Annotated in this window: 15 protein-coding genes; all 15 read left to right on the top strand. The window is 35.5% G+C overall.

Annotated elements, in window-relative coordinates; genetic code table 11:
* The first annotated feature begins 135 nt into the window (after positions 1–135).
* Entirely contained in the window at positions 136–1161 is a 1026-nt protein-coding gene (locus tag EXD82_RS08565; RefSeq protein WP_142536503.1) for a helix-turn-helix domain-containing protein, read from the top strand.
* A 43-nt stretch (positions 1162–1204) separates the two neighbouring features.
* Positions 1205–2935, top strand: a complete 1731-nt coding sequence (gene ade / locus EXD82_RS08570) for an adenine deaminase (RefSeq protein WP_142536504.1) — start codon at positions 1205–1207, stop codon at positions 2933–2935.
* Between the two features lie 38 nt (positions 2936–2973).
* Complete coding sequence (gene rbsK, locus EXD82_RS08575) at positions 2974–3858, top strand: ribokinase (RefSeq protein WP_142536505.1); 885 nt, start codon at positions 2974–2976, stop codon at positions 3856–3858.
* A 168-nt stretch (positions 3859–4026) separates the two neighbouring features.
* Positions 4027–5142 (top strand): NAD/NADP octopine/nopaline dehydrogenase family protein, encoded by a 1116-nt coding sequence (locus tag EXD82_RS08580; protein ID WP_142536506.1) that lies wholly within the window; start codon positions 4027–4029, stop codon positions 5140–5142.
* A 31-nt stretch (positions 5143–5173) separates the two neighbouring features.
* Positions 5174–6571: a Sapep family Mn(2+)-dependent dipeptidase gene (locus EXD82_RS08585; RefSeq protein WP_142536507.1), complete on the top strand. Its 1398-nt coding sequence runs from the start codon at positions 5174–5176 to the stop codon at positions 6569–6571.
* Between the two features lie 201 nt (positions 6572–6772).
* Positions 6773–8785, top strand: coding sequence for an excinuclease ABC subunit UvrB (gene uvrB / locus EXD82_RS08590; RefSeq protein ID WP_142536508.1), 2013 nt, complete (start codon positions 6773–6775; stop codon positions 8783–8785).
* A gap of 63 nt (positions 8786–8848) precedes the next feature.
* Entirely contained in the window at positions 8849–11689 is a 2841-nt protein-coding gene (uvrA, locus tag EXD82_RS08595) for an excinuclease ABC subunit UvrA (protein WP_142536509.1), read from the top strand.
* A 137-nt stretch (positions 11690–11826) separates the two neighbouring features.
* Positions 11827–12948: a DUF4145 domain-containing protein gene (locus tag EXD82_RS08600; RefSeq protein WP_142536510.1), complete on the top strand. Its 1122-nt coding sequence runs from the start codon at positions 11827–11829 to the stop codon at positions 12946–12948.
* Positions 12949–12964: 16 nt separating this feature from the next.
* Positions 12965–14776 (top strand): excinuclease ABC subunit UvrC, encoded by a 1812-nt coding sequence (uvrC, locus tag EXD82_RS08605; protein WP_142536511.1) that lies wholly within the window; start codon positions 12965–12967, stop codon positions 14774–14776.
* A 25-nt stretch (positions 14777–14801) separates the two neighbouring features.
* The gene (hprK, locus tag EXD82_RS08610; RefSeq protein ID WP_142536512.1) at positions 14802–15734 is read left to right on the top strand and encodes an HPr(Ser) kinase/phosphatase; all 933 of its coding nucleotides are present in this window, start codon (positions 14802–14804) and stop codon (positions 15732–15734) included.
* Positions 15735–16010: 276 nt separating this feature from the next.
* Positions 16011–16928 (top strand): UDP-N-acetylmuramate dehydrogenase, encoded by a 918-nt coding sequence (gene murB, locus EXD82_RS08615; RefSeq protein WP_142536513.1) that lies wholly within the window; start codon positions 16011–16013, stop codon positions 16926–16928.
* Positions 16928–17665, top strand: coding sequence for a PHP domain-containing protein (locus EXD82_RS08620; RefSeq protein WP_142536514.1), 738 nt, complete (start codon positions 16928–16930; stop codon positions 17663–17665). Before murB ends, EXD82_RS08620 begins: the two co-directional genes overlap by 1 nt.
* A 27-nt stretch (positions 17666–17692) precedes the next feature.
* Positions 17693–18553 (top strand): RNase adapter RapZ, encoded by an 861-nt coding sequence (gene rapZ, locus EXD82_RS08625; protein ID WP_142536515.1) that lies wholly within the window; start codon positions 17693–17695, stop codon positions 18551–18553.
* 15 nt (positions 18554–18568) lie between these two features.
* Positions 18569–19672 (top strand): gluconeogenesis factor YvcK family protein, encoded by a 1104-nt coding sequence (locus EXD82_RS08630; RefSeq protein ID WP_142536516.1) that lies wholly within the window; start codon positions 18569–18571, stop codon positions 19670–19672.
* A 16-nt stretch (positions 19673–19688) separates the two neighbouring features.
* Entirely contained in the window at positions 19689–20117 is a 429-nt protein-coding gene (locus tag EXD82_RS08635) for an NUDIX hydrolase (RefSeq protein ID WP_142536517.1), read from the top strand.
* Positions 20118–20121: the final 4 nt, after the last annotated feature.

The raw sequence follows: 20121 nt of genomic DNA on the forward strand, positions 1-20121 counted from the left end.
AATCTAATTGAGAGTATATATCAAAAGAGTTATATTTTCAATATATACAAAAATAATGATTATTTATAACACTAAAAAAGATAATTTTATGTTATTATTTAGAGAATAGATTTTATAAAAAGGAGCGGATATTTATTGATTGAGACATACGGAGTAGAGAGATTCAAAAGAGAAATAATAAGAGAGCTTGGATTCAAAAAGAATGAAGAAAAATTCTTTACAATATATAAAGACTACGATTCAGATAATGGATATATAAAAGAATACCGAAAAGACGATGAGTATGAAATAAGAATTGCGGAGTATAAAATAAAAGATGACTTTTCGATATCATTTGAAACGGATGAAAAACTTCTGAGATTTGGCATAGTGTACAGTGGGACTACAAATTTTGAAATTCTTGATTCTCAGGAATCTTCATTTAAGCCATCTTCTTTTATAGTACTTGAGGAAAATATAAAAGGAGTTCAGCACTGGAAAAAAGGACAGTATTTCAAAGGAGTTGAAATAACTGTATATCAGAAATTTATGGATTATATCGTAAACAGAATTGGAAATCCGGATATTGAGGAAAAATTTGAAATAAATCATACATACAAACATATACCGGTGGAGCTTGTCAGTGCAATAAATAGAGTTATACAGATGGATAAGGATAATACTCTGAATGAATATAATCTGGAAGCGATGATTCTGAATTTTATTGGTATAATAAAAGAAGAAGGGGACAGATATATACATAAAAATGATAGTGAGGATAAATACGGAGAAATAATTGTAGGAAATAGAAGGATAAAACTTGATAGAGATGATTATACAACCATATGTCGGGTAAAGGAATTTCTCGGGGAAAATTTTGTACATCCACCTACAATAGAAGCTATAGGATATAAATTTTTTATAAGTGTACAGAAACTTGTATATGGTTTTAAATACTATTTTAATATGACAATAGGAGATTTTATATCACTTCAGAGAATGAATCGGGCTGTGTGGATGCTTTGCAATACATCAAAAAGTATAGATGATATATCTGAGTCCGTTGGATATGATCATACTTCAAATTTTATAAGGCGGTTTAAAAAAAAGTACAACCTTACGCCTCTTAAATATAGAAAAAGAGAAGAAAATAAAAATATAACAGATATGGATAATATATAAATAAATGGTATAATAGAAAAAATACTTTATTACGGAGGCTTATATGGACAGAAAAACACTAAAAAAAATAATAGATACTGCGGCAGGAAGAATAAAAGCAGATACGGTTATAAAAAACTGCCAAGTTATAAATGTATATACAGGAAAAATTGAAGAAAGTGATATAGCCATAGCAGATGGATTTATAGCAGGTACAGGAAACTACGATGGAATAAAAGAAATAGATGCCGGTGGTAAATTTGCAGCACCGGGATTTATAGACAGCCATATACACATAGAATCATCATATCTGGCTCCATCAGAGCTTGGAAAACTTACAGTACCTCATGGAACGACAACTATAATAGCTGACCCTCATGAAATAGCAAATGTACGGGGAATAAAGGGAATGGATTATATGCTTGAAGATGCAGATGGAACAGATCTTGATATAAAGTTCATGGTGCCATCATGTGTTCCAGCTACAATCTTTGAAACAGCGGGAGCATCTATAGACAGCAGAGATATAGCGGACTATATGGATTCAAGAAATGTTCTGGGGCTTGGTGAGTTTATGAATTATCCTGGTGTTATATATGGAGATGATGAAACACTTGATAGAATACTTGCTGCAAGAGACAGAGGTAGAGTGATAGATGGGCATGCACCGAATGTATTTGATAAGGAGCTGAATGCATATGCAGCTGCAAATATAGCGGCAGATCACGAATGTGCTACTCTTGAAGATATGGAAAACAGACTCTCAAGAGGTATGTATGTTATGATAAGACAGGGATCTGCGTGTCACAATCTTAAAACCATGATAAAAGGTGTAAACTCTACAAACAGCAGAAGATGTGTACTTTGTTCTGATGATAGACAGCCAAAGACAATATTTGAAGAGGGACATCTTGATAATCATATAAATATGTGTCTCGAAGAAGGAATAGATATTGTTACAGCAATACAGATGGCTACACTGAATGCAGCTGAACTTTTTAAGTTAGAAGACAGAGGAGCAATTGCACCTGGAAAAAGAGCAGACATAGTACTTTTTGATATGGACGAGAAAATACATGTAAAAGACGTGTTCATAGAAGGAAAACACTGTGCATCTGAGGGTAAATATACAGGAAAAGATGTAAAAGCGGACATTTCCGGAGTAAGAAACAGTATGAATGTCAAAGGTTTCAGCAAAGATAAGTTAAAACTTAATTTAACAGGTGAATATGCAACAGCAATAGAGCTTATAACAGGTGAGGTTGTAACGAAGAAAACGAAGGTAAAAGTACAGAAGGATTCGGATGGAGATTTTGTAAGAAATCCAGACGAGGATGTTGTAAAGATTGCAGTAGTTGAAAGACACAAAGGAACTGGAAATGTAGCATGCGGACTTATAAAAGGATATGGAATCAGAAAAGGTGCAGTTGCACTTTCCATAGCACACGATTCACACAATATAATAGTTACCGGTGTGGACAACGACGAGATGGAAGCTGCAGTAAATGCACTTATAGCTCAGGAGGGAGGAATGGTTCTTGTAAAGGATGGAAAGGTAATAGAATCAATGCCTCTTCCTATAGGTGGACTTATGACGGATAAAAGTGGAAAATGGGTTGATGAAAAACTTACTGATATGCATGAAAAGGCACACAGAGAGCTTGGAATATCAGGAAGTGTAGAACCTGTTATGACACTTTGCTTTATGTCACTTCCTGTAATACCGGAGATAAAGATAACAGACAGGGGATTGTTTGATGTAACAAAATTTGATTTTATCGATATAAATGAATAAATATATTTTAAGCTTAAAAACCATATATGGAGGATCAGATGAAAAAAATAGCAGTAGTTGGAAGTATAAATATGGATATGACTGTGACAGCAGATAGAATTCCATCAAAAGGAGAAACGATAAAGGGAAATTCTATAAGCTATATACCTGGTGGAAAAGGTGCGAATCAGGCTGTTGCAGCTGGAAGACTTGGTGCAGACGTGGATATGTTCGGATGTGTGGGAGACGATTCGTTCGGTGAAACTCTTGTAAATAATCTTAATGAAAATGGTGTATGTACTGACTACATCAAAAAAGTAGCCGGTGTATCTACTGGACTTGCAGTAATAACAGTAGGAGAAAATGACAATACAATAGTTATACTTGCCGGAGCTAATGACTGTGTTGACGTGGAATATATAAAAAGTGTGGAGGATAAGATACTTGAAAGCGAGGTTATAGTTCTTCAGCATGAAATACCACAGGAAACAATAGAATATGTTGTTGAGCTTGGCTACAGAAACAATAAGATTGTAATACTTAATCCAGCGCCTGCAAGAGAAGTAAAAAGAGATATAATAGATAAGATATCGTATCTTACACCCAATGAGCATGAGACTTCGATTATATTTGGAAGTGATGATTTTGAAGGTCTTATGAAAAAATATCCGGAGAAACTGATAATAACAATGGGAAGCAGAGGGGTTTACTCTGTAGATAGAATAGGAGAAATAATAAATATACCAGCACTTAAAACTGAAGTTGTGGATACCACAGGTGCAGGAGATACATTAAACGGTGCATTTGCGGTATCTGTACTTAATGGAGTGAATATAAAGGAGGCTCTTGTTTTTGCAAATACTGCAGCAGGAATATCGGTAGGTAAATTCGGAGCCCAGGGTGGAATGCCGACATATGACGAAGTGATGAATAGAATGAAATAATTTTATAGAGGTATAGAAATTTATTTATAAAAGGCCATCTTTACCATGTTTTTATGGAAAAGGTGGCTTTTTATATGCAATACTATACTCTGCTTTACATCTTAATTGTACAAAAGTATAATAGTAAATATAACTAAAAAACTGAAAATTGAAAAAAGGAGAAACAAAATGAAAAAAGTAACAGTAATAGGAGCAGGAAATGGTGGAACAACAGCAGCATACCATTTTGCAAAAGACGGGCATAGTGTATGCCTGTTTGACACAGAGGCATTTTCAGAAAATGTAGCAGCTGCAAAAGAAAACGGTGGAATAGAGGCATTAGCAGAATATCTGGAGGGAGAAATGATTCTGCCGGGTTTTGAAAAAATAGATCTTGCAACAACAGATATAAAAGAGGCGATGGAGTTTGCAGACATATATGTCATGGTGTGTCCTTCATTTGCACAGGAAAAACTTTTTGGTATGATGATACCATATCTTAAAGATGGAGCAGTGATTATAATAATGCCTGGAAACTATGGTGGACTTGTAATGAAAAAAGCGCTTGATGAATCGGATAAAGCGGGAATTGATGTTACATTTGTAGATGCAATAAGTATACCGTGGGCATGCAGAGTTGCAGAACCAGGAAAAACAGCGATAATGGGTATAAAGGAATTCCTTCCTGTAAGTATATTCCCATCTTCAAAGAAAACAGAAGAGACTGTTGATATAATAAACGATGTACTTCCTATACTGGCGGAAATACTTCCAAATCCTCTTGTAGCAGGACTTGAAAATATAAACTTCGGGGGCCATCCGCTTATGGCAACTGTAAATATAGGCCTTCTTGAAAACTTCAATGGAGAATTCAACTATTACAGAGATTGCTGCAGTACAGCTACAGCAAATGCAGCTGATAAAATGGATAAGGAAAGAGTTTCTGTAGGAAATGCACTTGGATTTAAACTTAGAACAGAGCTTGAAGCTATGAATGCTTTATATGCATCTGATGAAAAGAGTGTATATGATTTCAATAGAAAATCAGGTACTCACGGCAAGATAAAAAATGCTCCTGACAGTTCAAAATCGAGATATATAACAGAGGACGTTCCTTATCTTCTTGTACCATGCTATCATCTTGCAAAGGCATGTGGATTAGAAGTTCCGGTTATACAGGCGTGCATAACTCTTGCTGGTGCATATAACGATGAGGATTATTTCTCATCAGGTAGAACACTTGAAAAAATGGGTATAGAAGAAAATACAGTAGAAGGAATAAAAAAATTCCTTGATGCCAATTAAAAGAAAATACAAATTACTATAAGGAGAAAATATGTATAAAGATAAAATAAGAAAATATTTTGAGGATCACAGAGATGAAATGCTGTCTGATATAGCAAAACTTGTTGCGATAGACAGTCAGAGAACGGAAGCGAAAGATGGTATGCCATATGGTGAAGGAGTTTTTAAAGCTCTCAGCACAGCACTTTCCATGTCTGAAAAATACGGATTTTATACAAAAAACTGGGAAAATCATGTAGGTACAGCGTCTCTTTATAATGATGATGAAAGAGCACTTGAGATAATGGTTCATCTTGATATAGTTCCTCCAGGTGAAGGATGGACAAAGACAGAACCGTTTGTAATGAAGGAAATAGATGGAAGAATATACGGTAGGGGTACTGCAGATGATAAAGGACCTGCAGTTGCGGCACTTTATGCAATGAGAGCAATAAAAGAGCTTGAAATACCTCTATCAAAAAATGTAAGAATAATGTTTGGCTGTGACGAGGAATGTTACAGTGAAGATATAAAATACTATTTTTCAAAGACAGAACCCGCTGATATGACTTTCTCTCCTGATGCAGATTTCCCTGTAATAAATATAGAAAAAGGTCTTTATTACGGAATGATGAAGGGAAAACTGAAATCAGATGGGAAAAAATCAGTAATAAGTATATCTGCAGGGGAAAAAGACAATGTCGTTCCCGGTAAGGCATATGCATCTATAAAAGGATTTAAACCTAATGAAATAGAAAGTATAGTAGCTGAAGTTGAAAATATAACAGGCACAACTATTGAACTTACAGAAAGAGGAGAAATTTTAGATATACTTGTAAAAGGAGTTCCTGCACATGCGTCTACACCAGAGGAAGGATGTAACAGCGATACAGCACTGCTTGAACTGCTTAAGAGAATAAATCTTGATAAATCAGAGCTTTCGGACGCAATAGAGACGCTTTCAGAGATGTTCCCTCATGGTGATACAAATGGAACCGCAGCAGGTGTATATGCTGCTGATGATGAATCAGGGGAAATAACTGTAAGCCTTAATATAATGAAATATGACGGTGAGAATTTTGAGGCTGTCTATGATTCAAGAATGCCTATATGTTCTACTTATAAGAGCATGGATCCAATAAGAAATAAAGCAGCTGAAATTGGACTTGAATTTGAGGATGATTTCCTACCACCTCACTATGTTCCATCTGATTCAGAATTTGTGAAGACTCTTATAGCATCATATGAAAAATACTCAGGTAACAAAGGGGAAGCAAAAGCCATGGGCGGAGCAACTTATGTACACGGTATAAAAAATGCTGTTGCATTTGGAGCTGCTCTTGAAGGTGAAGATAATAAAATGCATGGAGCTGATGAATCTGCTGTTATAGATACACTTCTTATGAGTGGAATGATTTTTGCGGATGCAATATATCAGCTTTGTAAATAGAAAAAATCGCTCGCGTAATGCGGGCGATTTTTTGTTTTTTGAGATAAAAATAAAATATTACAGAACATACGTTTGAAAAAATATATACATAAAAAATACGTTGTGATATACTGAATTCGAAGAAAAAATAATAAATGGTAAAATAATCATATAAATGGATATATATAAAGTATAAAAATCGGAAGAAAGGCGGTAAGTGAAATGGATAAATTTAAAATACATTCGCCGTTTTCACCAATGGGTGATCAGCCGGAAGCGATAGAGAAAATATCAGACGCTATAAACAGAGGTGAAAAGTTTTCTACACTTCTTGGAGTTACCGGTTCTGGAAAGACATTTACAATGGCTAATATAATTGAAAAAGTAAATAAGCCTACTCTTATACTTGCCCACAATAAGACACTTGCAGCACAGCTTTATGGAGAATTCAAGGAATTTTTTCCTGAAAATGCTGTAGAGTATTTCGTATCGTACTACGATTACTATCAGCCTGAAGCATATGTGGCGAGCAGTGATACATATATAGAAAAAGACGCAAGTATAAATGATGAGATAGATAAACTCAGACACTCTGCAACAGCTGCACTTCTTGAGAGAAGAGATGTAGTTATAATATCGTCTGTATCCTGTATATACGGTCTGGGGGATCCAAAGGACTATAAGGAGATGATGCTTTCACTTAGACCAGGAATACAGAGAGACAGAGACGATGTAATAAAAAGACTTGTAGAGATACAGTACGAGAGAAATGATATAAACTTTACACGAGGTACATTCAGAGTAAGGGGAGATGTGATCGAGATATATCCGGCTGGAAATGACGAGAAAGCAATAAGGGTAGAATTCTTTGGGGATGAGATAGACAGAATAACAGAGATAGACTATATAACCGGAAAAATTGTTGGAGTAAGAAATCACGTTGCAATATTTCCGGCATCTCATTATGTAACAACTCCTGAAAGAGTGGAAGCAGCTATAAAAAGTATAGAAGCCGAGCTTGAGGAGAGAATACAGTATTTCAAAGATAACGATATGCTTCTTGAGGCTCAGAGAATCGAGCAGAGAACAAATTACGATATAGAGATGCTTAGAGAAATAGGATTCTGTCAGGGAATAGAAAACTATTCAAGACATCTTACAGGAAGAGCAGAGGGAGAAAAACCGTACACACTTATGGATTTCTTCCCGGACGATTTTCTGATGATAATAGACGAATCACATGTTACAGTTCCTCAGGTTAGGGGAATGTATGCGGGGGACAGATCCAGAAAAAAATCTCTTATAGACAACGGATTCAGACTTCCTTCAGCTTACGACAACAGACCTCTTAACTTTGAAGAATTTGAGGAAAATATAAATCAGATAGTATTTACAACTGCTACACCTGGTCCATATGAAGTAGCACACAGTACTACATTTGCAGAACAGATAATCAGACCTACAGGACTTCTGGATCCTATTATAGATGTAAGACCTATAGAAAATCAGATAGATAATCTGGTAGGCGAGATACATTCTGTAATAGAAAAAGGTGAGAGAGTACTTATAACAACCCTTACTAAAAAGATGAGTGAGGATTTGACAGATTATCTGAAAGAGATTGGAATAAAGGTAAAATACCTTCATTCGGATATAGCAACACTTGAAAGAACTGAGATAATAAGAGACCTGAGAATGGGTAAATTCGATGTGCTTGTAGGAATAAACCTTCTTAGAGAGGGGCTTGATATACCTGAAGTTTCTCTTATAGCTATACTTGATGCCGACAAGGAGGGATTCCTTCGTTCCGAGACATCTCTTATACAGACTATAGGACGTGCTGCGAGAAATGAAAATGGACGAGTTATAATGTACGCTGATAAAATAACTGACTCTATGCAGAATGCAATCGACGAGACAAAGAGAAGAAGGGAAATTCAGGACAACTTCAACAAAGAACATGGAATAGTTCCAAAGACTGTCAAGAAGGACATAAGAGGAGCAATAGAAGCTACATCTGTAGCTGAAGAAGAGGTTGTATATGGAATCAGGGAAACAGAAAATCCTGACGAGATAAAGACAAATATAGAAAAACTTATGGGAGAAATGAAAGAGGCGGCTGGAGAACTTCAGTTTGAAAGGGCAGCAGAACTTAGAGATAAGATTGCAGAGCTTCAGAAAAAACTTGAGGATATAAAAAACAGTGGCTCAAAGAAGAAAAAGAAGAAAAAGTAGTAGAATGATAATATTCAAATAATGAAATATATACAATTATTAAATACGAAAGGAGATAATGCTTTGGAAGATAGAAACATAGTTATAAAAGGTGCAAGAGAAAACAATCTGAAGGGGATAGACCTGACTATACCGAGAAATAAATTCATAGTATTTACAGGGCTTTCAGGTTCGGGAAAATCATCTCTTGCATTTGATACGATATATGCAGAAGGTCAGAGAAGATATGTGGAGAGTCTTTCTTCATATGCAAGACAGTTCCTTGGACAGATGGAAAAACCAAATGTCGAGTATATAGAGGGGCTTTCTCCTGCTATTTCGATAGACCAGAAGACGACTTCAAAAAACCCGCGTTCAACAGTGGGTACGGTAACGGAGATATACGACTATCTGAGATTACTTTTTGCAAATACAGGAGAAGTTCACTGTCCGGTATGTGGTAAGAAGATAAGTCAGATGACAATACAGGAGATAACAGATAAAATACTTGAATTCCCGGAAAGAACAAAGATACAGATTCTTTCGCCGATAGTCAGAGGTAAAAAAGGAACTCACAAAAAAACTATTGAAAATATCAGAAAAGAAGGTTTTGTCAGAGTCAGAGTAGACGGAGAAAACTTTGATGTAAACGACGAGATAGAGCTTGAAAAGAATAAAAAACATGATATAGAAGTTGTGGTAGATAGAATAATAGTAAAAGAAGGGCTTGAGGGAAGACTTGCTGATTCAATTGAAATGGCGGTAAAACTTTCTGACGGACTTGTTATTGCTCAGGTAATAGACGGTGAGGAAATAATGTTCTCTACAAAGTTTGCCTGCCCTGATCACGGAATAGGAATAGAGGAGCTTTCTCCAAGAATGTTCTCATTCAACGCTCCATTTGGTGCATGTGAGGTATGTAAAGGACTTGGAGAAAGTAGAGAGGTAGACCCTGATCTTGTTGTTCCAAACAAGGAGCTTACTATAAAGCAGGGCGCAATAGCAGCATGGGGAGCGGCCGGAGCAAGTGACGAAACATACTACAGTATGATGATGAAAAGTCTTGCTGACAGTTATGATGTGGATATAAATACTCCTTTCAAGGATTTCCCGGAAGATTTTGTAAATGAGCTTCTTTATGGAGATGGAGAGACAAGTACAATTGTAGAATTTGAATTTGACTCAAAATATGGTGGAAGAAAAAAATACAAGGCTCACTTCGAGGGAGTAATCACAAATATTTCGAGAAGATATGCAGAGACAAAATCGGAATATATGAGAGAAAAATTTGAGGAGTATATGTCTGAGATTCCATGTTCTGCATGTAAAGGAAAGAGACTTAAAAAAGAAGTTCTTTCAGTTTTAGTAGGTGGAAAAAATATAATAGAGGTAACTGAGCTTTCTATAAATGAACTTATAGAATTTATAGACGGGCTTAACGATATATTCTCTGAAAAACAGAGAATGATTGCTACAGAAATAGTGAAAGAGATAAGAGAAAGAGCGAGCTTCCTTAAAAATGTCGGACTTGAGTATCTGAATCTTTCAAGAAAGGCTGGAACTCTTTCAGGGGGAGAGGCACAGCGTATAAGACTTGCAACTCAGATCGGTTCTGCACTTGTAGGGGTACTTTATGTACTTGATGAGCCGAGTATAGGACTTCATCAGAGGGACAACGACAAACTTATAGCTACACTTAGAAATCTGACAGACATAGGAAATACGCTTATAGTTGTAGAACACGACGAGGATACTATGAGAGCTGCAGATTACATTGTAGATATAGGTCCTGGAGCAGGAATACACGGTGGAGAGATTGTAGCCGAGGGAACAGCAGAGGAGATAATGGCAAATGAAAACTCTATAACAGGAAAATACCTGAGTGGAGAAAAAATAATTGCACTTCCAGAGAGCACGAGAGAAGGAAATGGAAATTTCATAGAGATAAAAGGCGCATCTGAAAACAACCTTAAAAATCTGAATGTGAAATTCCCTCTTGGAAAATTCATATGTGTAACAGGAGTTTCCGGTTCCGGAAAGAGTACACTTGTAAATGAGATACTGTACAAAGGTGTTGCAAACAGCGTAAACAGAGTCAGACAAAGACCTGGAAAACACAGGGAAATCAAGGGAATTGAAAATATAGACAAGGTTATAAACATAGACCAGAGCCCTATAGGAAGAACTCCAAGATCAAATCCGGCGACATATACAGGAGTATTTGACCACATAAGAGATCTTTTTGCAGCTACAAACGAGGCAAAGGCGAGAGGATATCAGAAGGGAAGATTCAGTTTCAACGTAAAAGGCGGAAGATGTGAGGCCTGCAAGGGAGACGGTATAATAAAAATAGAAATGCACTTCCTTCCAGATGTATATGTTCCATGTGAGGTATGTAAAGGGCAGAGATACAACAGAGAAACTCTTCAGGTAAAATACAAAGACAAGACAATAGCGGATGTACTTGACATGAACGTGGAAGAGGCACTTGAATTCTTTGAAAACATACCTAATATAAGAAGAAAACTGGAAACACTTATGGATGTAGGGCTTTCGTATATAAAACTCGGACAGCCTTCAACTCAGCTTTCAGGAGGAGAGGCACAGAGAATAAAACTTGCAGCAGAGCTTAGCAAGAGACCTACTGGAAAGACTTTATACATACTGGATGAGCCTACAACAGGACTTCATATGGCAGATGTAGACAAGCTTATAGATGTTCTTCAGAGACTTGCGGATACAGGAAATACAATAGTTGTAATAGAGCACAATCTCGATGTAATAAAAACATGTGATCATATAATAGACCTTGGACCAGAAGGTGGAGACGGTGGAGGAACTCTTGTAGCACAGGGGACTCCAGAGGAAATATCAAAAGTAGAGGAAAGTTATACAGGACAGTTCCTGAAAAGATATTTTGAATAAATTCAGATAATTTATATTAAATATAGATACAATATTTAAACTTCGAGTGATATAAAATCATAAATGAAGTATAATTAAATTAAAGAAAGAAAAAGCCTGAACATGTTTCAGGCTTTTTTAGAAAAGGGGGTATCTGTATGGATAAATATTCTAAAGTATATCTGAATAGGCACGAGTTTGGAACTGTATCAGGGCTTAAATTTCTGGAGCTTCACTATGCAGATCTGACAGAGTTTTATCATCCGGCGGATGTACTGATAATAGCATCTTATGAAAATCATGTTGGTTCTGTTACGAAAGCGTTTGAGTGTACACTCAGGGATGTATGTTCAATCTCGCTTGACAGCCTTTATGAGGATGCCGAGATAGATTTACACAGATCCCTTGGAGTATGGCTTTCAAAGGAAATAAAAAACGAAAAATTCGGATTCAAAAGAATAGCATGTGTTGATATAAATGAAGATGAGGAAATTGTAACTCCGGAAATTCTGGAGTCGAGAATAAAAAATGTTTTTGCGATGTTCAATCTCGCATATGGTATAGGCATAGACATCGAAAGTGCAGCTATGCCGGTAATAGGATCATGTCTGAAAAATGTATCAAATGACGAGATTCTAAGAATTCTTGTCGAGCAGAGCAGAAATGCAATGGAAAAGACTTATAGTCTAGAGGGTATTTATATAGTAGATAACGATAGAGAAAAAGTTATGGACTTTGACTGCAAGATGAATGAACTTTTAAACAGAAGTGATATAGATCAGAAAAATGTATTCAGTGATGAAAGCTGTGATGAAATTTTATGTGACATATGGAGTAAAATAAAGTCATATACAGGAAAATCATCAAGGCAGAAATACAGAAAAACAGGTAGAGATGATGTAATAGAAGAGCTTGAGATGAGGGTTGAAAGTAGAGAACTGAGACAGTTTGAACTGTGTGTTCTTGCAAGAAAACTTCTGGAGTATATAATATACGATGTAGCAGGAGAAAAAGCAGGTGGAAGAAATCTGTTTCAGAAGATAGAATACCTTAGAAAGGCGGATATTGCATCACAGAGAATAACGTCATATATGCATGTTGTAAGAACATTTGGAAATGCAGGGGTACATGCGGATGATGAATTATCAGAGATATCAGTGGATGAGAACCACATAGATAGACATATACTTGTCGAATGTATTCAGAGAATTGTGGACTACTGGGTAGAGGAAAAGTATATAGATAGAAAGCAAACGAAATGGATTATAGATAATAATTAAAAAAGGTGGTGAGAGATTGTTCGATATACAGGAACATCTAAAAAAGCTTCCGGATTCTCCGGGAGTTTATATAATGAAGGATATATCGGGAAATGTTATATATGTAGGTAAGGCTGTCGTACTTAAAAACAGGGTGAGACAATATTTTCAGTCATCAAAGAACCATACTTCAAAAGTGAAGTCCATGGTAAAAAATATATCGAGTTTTGAATATATAATGACCGATTCAGAAACAGAGGCGCTTATACTTGAGTGTAACCTTATAAAAAGATACAGACCTAAGTACAACGTACTTCTGAGAGATGATAAAACATATCCATATATAAAAGTAACTGTAAATGAGAATTATCCGAGAGTATATAAAGTGAGAAAAATAAAAAAAGACGGAGCGAAATATTTTGGACCGTATACAAATATAACTGCTGTAAACGATACTCTTGAAACTATAAGGGAAATATATCCTATAAGACAGTGTAGAATAGATATAGATAGAGCTATAAAAAATAAAATGAGGCCATGTCTTAATTACCATATAAAAAAATGTATGGGGCCATGTACAGGAAATGTTTCAAAAGAAGAGTATAAACTTATGATAGACGATGTAATAATGTGTCTTTCAGGAAAAGAAGATAAGCTGATGGAACTTCTGAGCGAAAAGATGAAGGAATGTGCAGAAAACTTCAGATTTGAAGAGGCTGCTGTATATAGAGATAGAATAAAGAGTTTAGAGGGAATAGTTGAAAAGCAGAAAATAGACAATACCTCACTTGATATAAATCAGGATGTAATAGCCATGGCTAGAGCAAACAATGAAGCCTGTGTACAGATATTCTTTGTCAGAAATGGTAAAATAGTAGGTAGAGAACATTTTATACTCGAGGGAGTAATGGACAGTGACAGAAAATCAATTCTGGGTTCATTTACAAAACAGTTCTATATGGAGCAGGAGTATATTCCAAAGGAAATCATAATAGAAGAGGAAATAGAAGATCAGCAGATACTAGAGGATATACTTGCCAAGAGAAAAGGACAGAAGGTAACTATAAGAATACCTAAAAAGGGAGAAAAAAAGAGCCTTGTAGAAATGGTAAGGAAAAATGCGGTTGAGTATCTTGAAAAGTTCTCTGATATGAATAAAAGAAAATATGAAAAAAGTATCGGTGCACTTGAAGAGCTTAAAAATCTGCTTGAACTTGATGAAATACCTTCAAGAATAGAATCATTTGATATATCGAATATACAGGGAGTGGATTCAATAGGTTCTATGGTTGTATATACAGATGGTAAAAAAGACAGAAAGGAATACAGGAGATTTAAAGTAGAAACCGTAATAGGTCCAAATGACTACGATTCTATGGCTGAAATTGTTGAAAGAAGACTAGGACATGGAAACTATCCGGATCTGATACTTCTCGATGGAGGTAAGGGTCAGGTAAATGCTGTAAAAAAAGTCTTCAGAAAGCTTGGTGTAGATATTCCTCTGTGGGGAATGTACAAGGACGATAGACATAGAACAAAAGGACTTGTAAATGAAACAAATGAAATAGAGCTTAATAGAACTTCAAACCTCTATAGATTTGTATCCGGAATACAGGAAGAAGTACATAACTATGCAATAACATATCATAGGAGCCTGAGAAATAAAAAACTTACAAAATCAGAACTTGATAATATACCGGGAATAGGTGAAAAAAGAAAAAAAGCACTTCTTTCTAAGTTTAAAGGTATAGATGGTATAAAGGAGGCTTCAATGGAGGAACTTGCAGATACAGAGGGGATGAACAAAAAATCTGCTGAAAATGTATATAATTTTTTCAGAAAGAAATAAAAGAATATAAATAAGGAGATGTACTATGGGAGAAACAAAAGTAAATATACTCGATATAGCGAGAGATTTGGATCTTGAAATAATAAATTATCCTCAGGACAATGAGGAGCATTTTGTAGCGACACCAGAGCTTAACAGACCAGGTCTTCAGTATGCCGGATTTTTTGAGTATTTCACATATGATAGAATTCAGGTTATCGGTAGAGGAGAATATGAGTATTTTGCTCAGATGGATGATAATATAAGAAAAGAAAGACTGGAGAAACTTTTTTCATATAAGATTCCTGCAGTTATAGTATCGAGAAATATGGAGATAAAACAGGATTTCCTGGAAGCTGCAGAAAAGCACGATACGATTGTTCTTAGATCAAAAAGGAATACTACAAGACTTATAAATAAGCTGTCAAACTATCTGGAAAACAGAATGGCTAAGTATGAGACTATACACGGAGTTCTTGTGGATATATATGGAGTAGGTGTACTTATAAAAGGAGAAAGTAGTGTCGGAAAATCAGAAACTGCTCTTGAACTTGTTCAGAAAGGTCATAGACTTGTTGCCGATGATGCCGTTGAAATAAGAAAAACAGATGAAAATAGAATAATCGGTCAGGCTCCGGAACTTCTTAGACATTTTATGGAAATAAGAGGAGTAGGGATACTTGATATAAAGAGTCTTTATGGAGTAAGGGCTGTTAAACAGAAACACGAGATAGGGCTTGTTGTATATCTCGAATCCTGGGACAGCAAGAAATATTATGATAGATTGGGACTTGATAGAGAGTACGAAACTATCATGGGAGTACAGATAGAAAAAATGACTGTTCCTGTAAAACCGGGAAGAAACACTTCTATGATACTTGAAGTTGCAGCTATGAATTATAGACAAAAAGGAATGGGATATGATGCTGCAGAAGAGTTTACAAAGAAACTTAATCAGCTTATACACAATGATAGATAGATATACAAAGGAGATGGTATTAATACCGTCTCTTTTTTGTTGGATATTCTGGGTATATTAAAACAAAATATATAGAGTTATGTAAATTATTTGCTCTTGCATATTGTTATTTTTTAATATTTACATTATTATATAATATATAATTGGGTGTATAATGCACTTGATTTTGCGAAATAGTAAGAATTTGCAAAAAATTTAATGTTAAGATAAAAAGGGACTAAAGACAGATTATAGATATATTATTGATAAACAACATTGTTGAAAGGGGAACGTATAATGGATAAGAAAAAAGTATATTCAGATTTAAAAGATATACTTGGTGAAGATAAAATAATGGCTGATGAACCTATGAAAAAACATACATCGTTTAAAGTTGGAGGACCAGCGGATGTATTGGTAAGGCCTGAAACAGAAGAAGAAATAAAAGAAGTATTCAGATATATAAAAAGAGAAAACATACCGCACATGATAATAGGAAACGGATCAAATCTTCTTGTCAGAGACGGGGGTATAAGAGGAGTTGTAGTTGAACTGGCGGATAATTTTTCAGGTATAGAAGTGGAAGGAAACCTTATAAATGTGAAATCAGGTGCACTTCTTTCAAGAATAGGAAATGCAGCGTTAAAAAATGAGCTGAAAGGATTTGAGTTTGCAGCGGGAATACCAGGAAGTTTCGGTGGAGCTGTTGCAATGAACGCAGGTGCATATGGCGGAGAAATAAAGGATATTGTCAAAAGTGTAAGACTTATGGATGAAGATGGGAATATATTTGAACTTGAGAACAAAGACATGAATTTCTCATATAGAAGAAGTATAGTTACAGAAAAAGGATATACAGTAATATCTGCCGTAATAGAGCTTGAAAAAGGAGAATATGATGATATAAAGGCTGAAATGGACTGCCTTAGAGAAAAGAGAGTTACAAAACAGCCTCTTAACTATGCGAGTGCAGGAAGTACTTTCAAAAGACCTGAGGGATATTTTGCAGGTAAGCTTATACAGGATAGTGGTCTAAAAGGACTTGCACTTAGAGATGCTCAGGTATCTGAAAAACACTCTGGATTTGTGATAAACAGAGGAAATGCAACAGCCAAAGATCTGCTTGATCTTATGTATATAGTTAAAGCCACTGTAAACGCTAAGTTTGGAGTAATGCTTGAAGAGGAAGTAAAGATAGTCGGAGATGATGAATAATGAGGATAATTGCTGATTATCATACACATACCATTTACAGCAACGGTAAAAATCAGAGAGTAAGGCATGCAGAAGGTACAATGGAGGAAAATGTACAGGAAGCAATAAAAAAAGGGCTCAAGACGATTGGAATATCGGATCATGGATACAGACATTTTTTATATGGAATAAACAGAGATGATGTATCAAGAATGAGAGAGGAAGTAGATTCTTTAAAAGAAAAATACAAAGATATAGAAATACTTCTTGGTATAGAGTGTAATATACTTGACGATAAAGGAAATATAGATATGGATGACGGTATAAGAGATAAATTTGACTATGTTATGGCAGGATATCATTTTGCTTCTATACCTACATCAATAAGAGGGTTTATAAACCACGCAAGTAATTATGCTTTGAATACAGAAAGGGCAAAGAGATACAATACAAATGCCCTTGTAAATGCAATAAAAAACAATGATATTTTTATCATTACTCATCCGGGTGACAAGGGTGATGTATATATAGAAGAAGTTGCAAAAGCAGCTAAAGAAAGAAACGTGATGCTTGAGATAAACAATTCTCATGCAAGACTCAATGAAGAGCAGCTGAGAAAAATCGATAGCATAGGAAACAGATTTGTAATAGGATCGGATGCGCACAAACCGTTTATGGTAGGCAATTTTTCAAATGCATTTGAGACAATAAAGAAATCTGGAATAGATATAAAAAGAATAGCTAATGTAATAGAGTAGAGTAGTTGAATCAAAGGAGGCATTTGTATGAAATTTCTTATAGTTACAGGTCTTTCAGGATCTGGAAAAAGTGAAACAATGAAGGCATTAGAGGATATGGGATTCTATTGTGTGGACAACATGCCTCCTGCGCTGATAACTAAATTTGCAGAGATATGTTTTCAGGGAAATTCAAATGACAAAGTTGCGATAGGAGCAGATATAAGGGGAAGAAGATTTTTTGAGGCTCTTCATGAGAGTATACAATATCTTGAAAAAGCAAACTATAAGTTTGAAGTTCTATATCTGGACTGTGATGATGACGTTCTTTTAAAAAGATATAAAATGACAAGAAGAAATCATCCTCTTTCTAAGAATATGCAGATTCCAGAGGGAATAAAAATAGAAAGACAGATAATGGAGCCATTTAAAAAGTATGCTACATGTATAATAGATACTACAAATATGAAGCCTAAAGATCTTAAAGAAGAGATAAGAAAAATATATGGCGATAATTCGGAGGAAGTCGTTCCGAATATAACAATTTCTGTCGTATCTTTTGGATTTAAATACGGTATTCCAACAGATGCGGATCTTGTATTTGATGTAAGATTCCTTCCAAATCCGTATTATGATGAATCATTAAGAGCAAAGACAGGAGATTTTCAGGAAGTAAGAGATTATGTTATGAACTCAAAAGTAAGCGAAGAATTTCTTGAAAAACTATATGATTTTATAGATTTCCTTGTTCCTCAGTACATAGAGGAAGGAAAACAGCACCTTGTAATAGGTATAGGATGTACAGGAGGAAGACATAGATCGGTTACCATCGCAAATCTTGTATATGATAATCTTCATAAGGAAGGATACAGGGTTATCAAAAAACACAGAGACTCTATGCTTGGATAGCTTATGGAGGTAAAGATGGAAATTTTAACTGGTATAATAGGTATTGGTGGATGGGCTGCACTCATAGCGGCAGTCGTCTTTTATCTGAGAATGCAGAAAGAAAAAAAGGAAGCTCTCAGAAAAGAAGAGGAAAGTATAGTAAAGAATCCGAAAGTTGTAGTTATAGGTGGGGGGACAGGACAGTCTGTTTTTCTTAGAGGGTTAAAATACTATACTTCAAATATAACAGCAGTAGTTACAGTTGCAGATGATGGAGGAGGTTCCGGAGTTTTAAGAGAAGACCTTGGAATGCTGCCTCCAGGAGATATAAGAAACTGTATACTTGCGCTTGCAAATATAGAACCTACTATGAACGAGGTAATGCAGTACAGATTTGAAGAAGGTGTCTTAAAAGGACAGAGTTTCGGGAATCTGTTTCTTGCAGCGATGACAGGACTTTATGGAAATTTTGAAACAGCAGTATCTAAGCTTGGTGAAATATTTGCAATAACAGGAAAAGTTTATCCGGTTACACTTGAGGACGTAAATCTTGTTGCAGAACTTAAAAATGGCGATATTGTTGAAGGAGAATCAGCAATACCAAAGGAAAGCAGAAAAAGAGGCAGCGGTATAAAAAGACTGTATCTTAATAAAAAGAATATACAGCCGCTTAAAGAAGTTATACATGCAATCCAGGACGCTGATGTAATAATAATGGGTCCAGGAAGCCTTTATACAAGTGTAATCCCTAATCTTCTGGTTGAAGGTGTAGTAGAGGCGATAAAAGAATCTTATGCACCTAAGATATATATATCAAATGTTATGACTCAGCCGGGGGAAACAGATGGATATAACGTATGTGATCATATAGAGGCTCTTGCCGCACATACAGGCGAAAATATAGTAGATTATGTTGTGGCAAACAAAGAAATTTTAAATGATGAAGTTTTCTCAAGATATTCAAAAGATGGTGCAAAACAGGTACTTCTTGATCATTATCAGGAGAAAAAACTTTCAGATATGGGAATAAAGGCTGTAGAGTCTAATCTTATAGAGATAAAAAGTAATTATATAAGACATGATGCAAAAGAGGTTTCAAAGGTTATAATAAAAATCCTTTCTGATTTCAGGAAAAGATAAGAAGGAGTGAATTTGTATGAGAGAGGAAGTAAGTGCCGGCGGTGTAGTACTGTTCGGAAATGCTGTCCTCCTGCTTAAAAAATTCAATGGAGACTGGGTTTTACCAAAAGGAAAGGTTGAGCCCGGAGAAAGTCATCAGCAGGCTGCATTGAGAGAAGTGGGAGAAGAAAGTGGAGTAAAAGCAGATATAGAAAAATATCTTGGTGAGATACATTATACATTCAAAGAAAACTGGGATGAAAACAGAACTGTTCACAAAACTGTATTCTGGTATCTTATGAATGCAAGAAATATGGAAACTCTTCCACAGAAGGAAGAGGGATTCGTGGATGCAAAATTTATACATCTTGATAGAGTTGTAGATATGGCAAGATACGATGATGAGAAGGAGATTATAAAGGTTGCACTTGTTGAAATACGAAAAAAACTAAAAAATAACAACTAGAAAA

This window comes from Peptacetobacter hominis (genome assembly GCF_006861675.1).
In the GTDB taxonomy this organism is placed as follows: domain Bacteria; phylum Bacillota; class Clostridia; order Peptostreptococcales; family Peptostreptococcaceae; genus Peptacetobacter; species Peptacetobacter hominis.

Excerpts from the sequence above, each read along its gene's own strand:
- EXD82_RS08620 (WP_142536514.1), top strand. The coding sequence starts at position 16,928 with ATGAGGATAATTGCTGATTATCATACACATACCATTTACAGCAACGGT.
- EXD82_RS08635 (WP_142536517.1), top strand. The coding sequence starts at position 19,689 with ATGAGAGAGGAAGTAAGTGCCGGCGGTGTAGTACTGTTCGGAAATGCT.
- EXD82_RS08630 (WP_142536516.1), top strand. The coding sequence starts at position 18,569 with ATGGAAATTTTAACTGGTATAATAGGTATTGGTGGATGGGCTGCACTC.
- EXD82_RS08580 (WP_142536506.1), top strand. The coding sequence starts at position 4,027 with ATGAAAAAAGTAACAGTAATAGGAGCAGGAAATGGTGGAACAACAGCA.
- rbsK (WP_142536505.1), top strand. The coding sequence starts at position 2,974 with ATGAAAAAAATAGCAGTAGTTGGAAGTATAAATATGGATATGACTGTG.
- ade (WP_142536504.1), top strand. The coding sequence starts at position 1,205 with ATGGACAGAAAAACACTAAAAAAAATAATAGATACTGCGGCAGGAAGA.
- EXD82_RS08600 (WP_142536510.1), top strand. The coding sequence starts at position 11,827 with ATGGATAAATATTCTAAAGTATATCTGAATAGGCACGAGTTTGGAACT.
- rapZ (WP_142536515.1), top strand. The coding sequence starts at position 17,693 with ATGAAATTTCTTATAGTTACAGGTCTTTCAGGATCTGGAAAAAGTGAA.
- murB (WP_142536513.1), top strand. The coding sequence starts at position 16,011 with ATGGATAAGAAAAAAGTATATTCAGATTTAAAAGATATACTTGGTGAA.
- EXD82_RS08585 (WP_142536507.1), top strand. The coding sequence starts at position 5,174 with ATGTATAAAGATAAAATAAGAAAATATTTTGAGGATCACAGAGATGAA.
- hprK (WP_142536512.1), top strand. The coding sequence starts at position 14,802 with ATGGGAGAAACAAAAGTAAATATACTCGATATAGCGAGAGATTTGGAT.
- uvrB (WP_142536508.1), top strand. The coding sequence starts at position 6,773 with ATGGATAAATTTAAAATACATTCGCCGTTTTCACCAATGGGTGATCAG.